Source organism: Bartonella japonica, from assembly GCF_040545385.1.
Classification (GTDB): domain Bacteria; phylum Pseudomonadota; class Alphaproteobacteria; order Rhizobiales; family Rhizobiaceae; genus Bartonella; species Bartonella japonica.
Window position 1 is genome coordinate 1 of record NZ_JBEPLT010000032.1, and the last position, 5348, is coordinate 5348.

General features: G+C 36.9%; 3 protein-coding genes. All 3 read left to right on the plus strand.

Translation table 11 applies throughout. The features are described from left to right. Positions 1-214: autotransporter outer membrane beta-barrel domain-containing protein (locus tag ABID39_RS07555; protein WP_354187525.1), on the plus strand; the 214-nt coding region annotated here is incomplete at its 5' end. A 377-nt stretch (positions 215-591) separates the two neighbouring features. Continuing rightward, positions 592-3132 (plus strand): BafA family autotransporter, encoded by a 2541-nt coding sequence (gene bafA, locus ABID39_RS07560; protein WP_354187527.1) that lies wholly within the window; start codon positions 592-594, stop codon positions 3130-3132. A 371-nt stretch (positions 3133-3503) separates the two neighbouring features. Further along, the coding region (locus tag ABID39_RS07565) for a pertactin-like passenger domain-containing protein (protein ID WP_354187529.1) at positions 3504-5348 on the plus strand (1845 nt) is incomplete at its 3' end.

A 5348-nucleotide genomic window follows, 5' to 3' on the forward strand; every position in this document is an offset into this window, starting at 1 on the left:
ATGGTTGCGTGAGAATAAAGATGATAATAAGACAGAGATTAATCATCAGCATCAATTTATCACGGACTTATCAGGGAATGCAGGTAAGTTAGGAGCTGGTTTAAGCAGTTTAGTCAGTGACAAATTAAAGCTCTATGCGCAAGCCCATTATGTTAAAGGTCATAAAATGAAACAGGCTTTTCAGGGTATTTTAGGTGTACGCTATAGTTTCTAGCAGTATGTTTTTTGATCGCTTTTAGCATGTTGGGCTATTTAAACTAAATATCTCATGGGATCGCTAACAAATAACTTTTGAGAGAAAATAGATTATATTATTCATGATAATTTGTATATTCTATAGTGGTGTGTGTTTTCTTTCATATTTCTTCCTGTCTATTTGATAAAATTTTTTGAAAAAATGTCAAAAAAGCAATATGGATTTTGCTTGATGTTATCTTTGATGAATCAAGGATTTAGTAGAATATAAAAAGCAGTTTTTTGTACTATTAATAAAGTGTTAAAAGAAATTGTTACAACGTTAGGTTGAAATTATATTTTTCAAAGCTAATTACGCTTGAGGTTTACTCAGGTGTAATGGGGGAGGATATATCTATGCAATACAAGTGGAAACAAAATTGTTTGATGTTTATGCTATGCAGCTATTTTGTACAAGCAGCAGTTGCCGGTGAAAGCAAGACACAGCTTCTTTGTCAGTTAGGTTATAGTGTAAATGGGAAAACATTCCATAATCAATATAACCAGGACATAAAAACAGAAGAATGTATAGAAGTTAGAGGATCTAAAAGTGATGTTATTTTAAAGACGCGTGGTGGAGCAGGATCTTTTGAAAAGCTCAGTGATGTCACTATGAATAAAGGGAGAGAAATATTAACCAGTAAAGTGCCGGAGAAAGATAGCAATGCTGGAAAAAATATTTCAGTACGTAAAAAATCTGAACTTATTTTTATTAAGGATGGAGCAGTTCTAAAAAATTTTGTACTCGATCATGATGGTAAAGCTTACATTTCCAATGATGGAGAGATAGATGATCCAGGGAAGTCTATTGGGAATACGGTAAAGAATGGTGCCGAGATCTATGTTTATGCAGGAGGTCTTAGCGAGAATAGCAATATTGAAGATGGTGGAATTGAAAGAGTTGAGGCTTTCAAGGGAAAACAAGGCTTTTCAAAAAATGCTATCGTTAAAGAAGGTGGACAGCAAATTGTTAGGAATGGAGGGAAAGTAGAGGGAACTGAAATTTATGGGGGTGAGCAGTTTGTTTTCGGGGAAGGTGATGTTGGAGGGAAAATTAAAGAGAGTAGTGCTTCTAATACCGTAATTTATGGTCAAGGAGAAACATTAGGGCTACAAAAGGTATATGATGGAGGAAGTGTTTGGAATACGAAGGTTATGCGAGGGGGGATACAAGAGATTGCAAAAAAGGATAAAAGTATAAAAGGTGGCTCTGCATTTGATACGCAACTCTTTGGTGGTGGTCAACAGCATGTTTTAGAAGGAGGTAAGGCTATAGGAGTCACTTTAAATGAGACCGCTCGTCAGAAGATATATGCTGAGGGATTTGTAAAAAATCTAACAATGAATGATGAATCAAAATCATTGGTATATGCTGGAGCAAAATTAGAGGGTAAAACCTTGGTGAATCATTCTGGACACTTGCATCTTTATGCCGGAAATGATCAACATCATAGCACAGCAGAAGATATTATTTTAAATGGACAAAATACAAAATTATACTCTATCACTGATGAGTTTGATGGAAAAAGCTCTCTGATTCAGAAATTAAGTGGTAAGGGTAGTGTTATTTTTGCTTTTACTGGTTCTGATCCGTATTACTCTCAGCTTCATGTTAATAATCTTTCAGGAAGTTTACATTTTCAGTTCAATACCACACTTGCACATAACCGTGGTGATTATCTCTTTGTTGAGAATGGCAAAGGCAATCATACAATAAGTGTTGCTGATTCTGGAGTTGAAATTACGGATCCTTTTTCCAATAAGCGTGATTTAATTACGGATGAAAGTGGTGGAGCTCATTTTACTTTGACAGATTTCTCTGGTGAAGAAATTCATGCGATTGATGGTGGAACCTATATGTATAATTTGAAACAGAGAAAGGATGTAAATGGAAAAACTTGGTTTTTATCTGCAGATCGCATCAGTGAACCCGAATCTTCACTTCCTAATCCAATAGATCCATTGGCGCCTGATGGTTGGTCATCAACGACTCCTTCAGTTGATGGGACTCTCTCTACAGCGGTAGCTTCTGGGCTTATTTTTAACAATGAGATGGAAATTGTGCGTACAGGCAGAGCAATTCTAGAGCAAAACAGGAAAAGTATAAATCTATGGTCTTATGCAATTAAGAGCAGAGAACGTGTTGCTGCAGATCATACATATTTTAAGCTTGAGCAGACAGGTATTGTATTTGGTGCTGATCGGTTAAACGAACTAACACATGGAGATTTGTATGTTGGTGGTTTTGGCAGTTATGATCAGGCACGTGTTTCCCATGCAAGAGGCGGTGATAGCAATCTAAACACTTATAGTATGGGAACTTATGCAACTTATTTTGATAATCGCAGGTGGTATATAGACGGTATTTTGAAATATAATTATTATCAAAATCATCTGAAGGTTATTTCAACGAATGGTTTAGACGTTCAAAGTAATTTTAATCAGTGGGCGTTCGGTGGATCATTTGAACTAGGTTATCGTTTTGAGCCAGCGCAAAATACTTGGATGCAGCCTTATGTCAAACTAACAGGTTTACAGATTGAAGGTAAAAAAATCACACTTTCTAATAAAATGACAGCTGATATAAGCTCATCAACCTCATTACGTAGTGAAGTTGGATTAACAGCAGGACATGAATTCATTATAAATGCAGAAACTGCATTGACTGCTTACATTACGGCAGCTTGGTTGCGTGAGAATATAAATAATAATCATACGACAATTAATAATAGGCATAAATTTATCACGGACTTTTCAGGAAATGCCGGTAAGCTGGGAGTTGGCTTGAACAATTCAGTCAATGATAAATTGATGTTTTATGCGGAAGCACATTATTTAAAAGGACATAAGATTAAGCAGTCGCTTCAAGGTATTTTAGGATTACGCTATAGTTTTTAGATGTTGCGGTACTGAATAACTTTAAGATTGCCTTTCAAAAAGAGCGTTCAATGTTCAACTAAGTTTTCTTAAAAGTTTAGAAACATCGAGAATGATCTTACATTTTACTTAAAAACGCTATCGTTTCTTCTTTTCTTTTTTCAAGTAATGCAAATTGTGCCCTTAATACAAGGGGCACAATTTGTATTTTATAAGTTGTACAACTTTAGGTTAAAATAACCTCCTCAGCACACACTTTATGCGTGTATTAATTAATATAATACACTTAAAAAGTGTATTTAGACATAAATAAAACACATTACGATACAAACTAAAGTGAACTACCTACGTAGGAGAGGGATGTTTGTTTAATTATTAATAGTGGAGTGTAGATGATGCGGCATAAATGCAGATTAGGTTTTTCAGTATTGATAATCAGTAGTTATCTTATGCAAGGTGCAGATGCAGGTGAGAAAAAAAATGGGGAGCTAACAGAATTAGAGGATGTGGGAAATGGAGGGACAGTACCAAGTGGTTCAGTATTGGCTACCTCTATAGTTTCTGTGAGCAATAATATTAAGATCGAAGATGGTAGTGTAGAAATTGTTGATAATGGTGCGGTTTCTGTAGGTGCTACTATTAAAAAAGGTGGAATGCAAATAGTTACACGCGGAGGGAATGCGGTAGAGGCTAAAATCCTTGGTGGTAAGCAGTTTGTTCATGAAGAATATGATGTTGATCTTAAAAACGTGGTTAGAAAAAGCAGTGCATTCAATACTACAGTTTTTGGTGCTGGTGAAGCCATAGGGCAGCAGAATATCTATGATGGTGCATGGGCTTGGCATACAAAAGTCGGACAAAACGGTGAGCAAAACCTCTACGCGAAACAAAGAAAAGAAGGTGGAAATTCAATGGAAACTGTGGTTTCTGGTAATGGTAGACAGCATGTTTTAGCGGGAGGAGAGGCACACGGTACTAGATTGAGTGATACTGCTGTTCAAGTGATATATCCTGGAGGGTTTGCAGATACTCTAACAATTGAGGGGAATGCTAGATCATGGTTACATGTTGGTGCAAAAGATATAGTTGGAGAAGTAAGAGTCAATGGAGGAGGAAGACTTTATTTGTTCGCTGGTGATGTTACAGACCGTATCACTAAAAAAGAGATTCCTTTAAAGGAGAGAGTTTCTGAAACAATATTTTTGGTTGGAGAGCGGAGTAAGGTAGAAAGACCTCAAATTAAAATCGAAGATTTAGGTGGGGAAGGAGGGACAGTTATTTTTACTTCTATTGGGTATGATCCGCGCCATATTTCTCTTCATGTTGAAAGGCTTTCAGGTGATTTACATTTTCGGTTCAATATTAGTGACAGAAGTGATCGTAACGATTACCTAACGATTAGCGATGAGGGCTTAGGTAACCACAGAATAAGTGTTTCGGATTCAGGTAGTGAAATTACAGCTCCTCTTTCTCAAAAAAATAGTTTGTTTACTGAGATTCCATTAATTACTGATCAAAGCAGTGGTAATGGGGCTAATTTTGCTCTAGAAACCTTTTCTGGTCAGGCAATTGAAGCTGTTGATGGTGGGACTTATATGTATCGGTTATGTAGAAGAGACAGGAGAGCTGAGCATGGTGGTGATGCCATAACTTGGTATCTAGGTATAGGAACCGCAAATACAGAATGTTCAAGTATTCCTCCTCGGCGTACGAGTAAGAGACCAAAGACTACTGTTTTTTCACATGATACATCTAGCGGAGTGGGTATAAGCTCTCAACGCGATTCTAGTTCCTCTCGAAGGAGGGGGACTGTTGGTAGTGGTAAAAAGAATGAACAGCCTTCAAGGCCAAGACCTCCTCGGCATTTGAGAGAAGCTCAGCGTGATTCTATATCTTTAACTGTCGTATCTTCAGAAGATCAGGTTATTAATGTCTCACGTCAAGTTGGTCAACATGATCATTTTGATCAAAAACAGCAGCCAGTTATTTCTGCAGAAGATTTATCACTATCCGATCAGATGACTTTGCGCCCACATCATCAAGATAAATTCTCTCTCCAATCAAATGAGGAAATATCAGTTTCAAACCTTTTAACTACGCCTTCTACAGATGCGGTATTATCACTGTCTGTTTCTCCAGGACTTATTTTCCACAATGAGTTGCAGGCTGTTCGTGCTGGGAGAGGCGTTTTAGACAGAGATAAGAAAGATGCAGCTTTATGGATATATACAATCAAA

Bases quoted from the DNA above. Each gene is read 5' to 3' on its own strand.
- bafA (WP_354187527.1), top strand. From the start codon at position 592: ATGCAATACAAGTGGAAACAAAATTGTTTGATGTTTATGCTATGCAGC.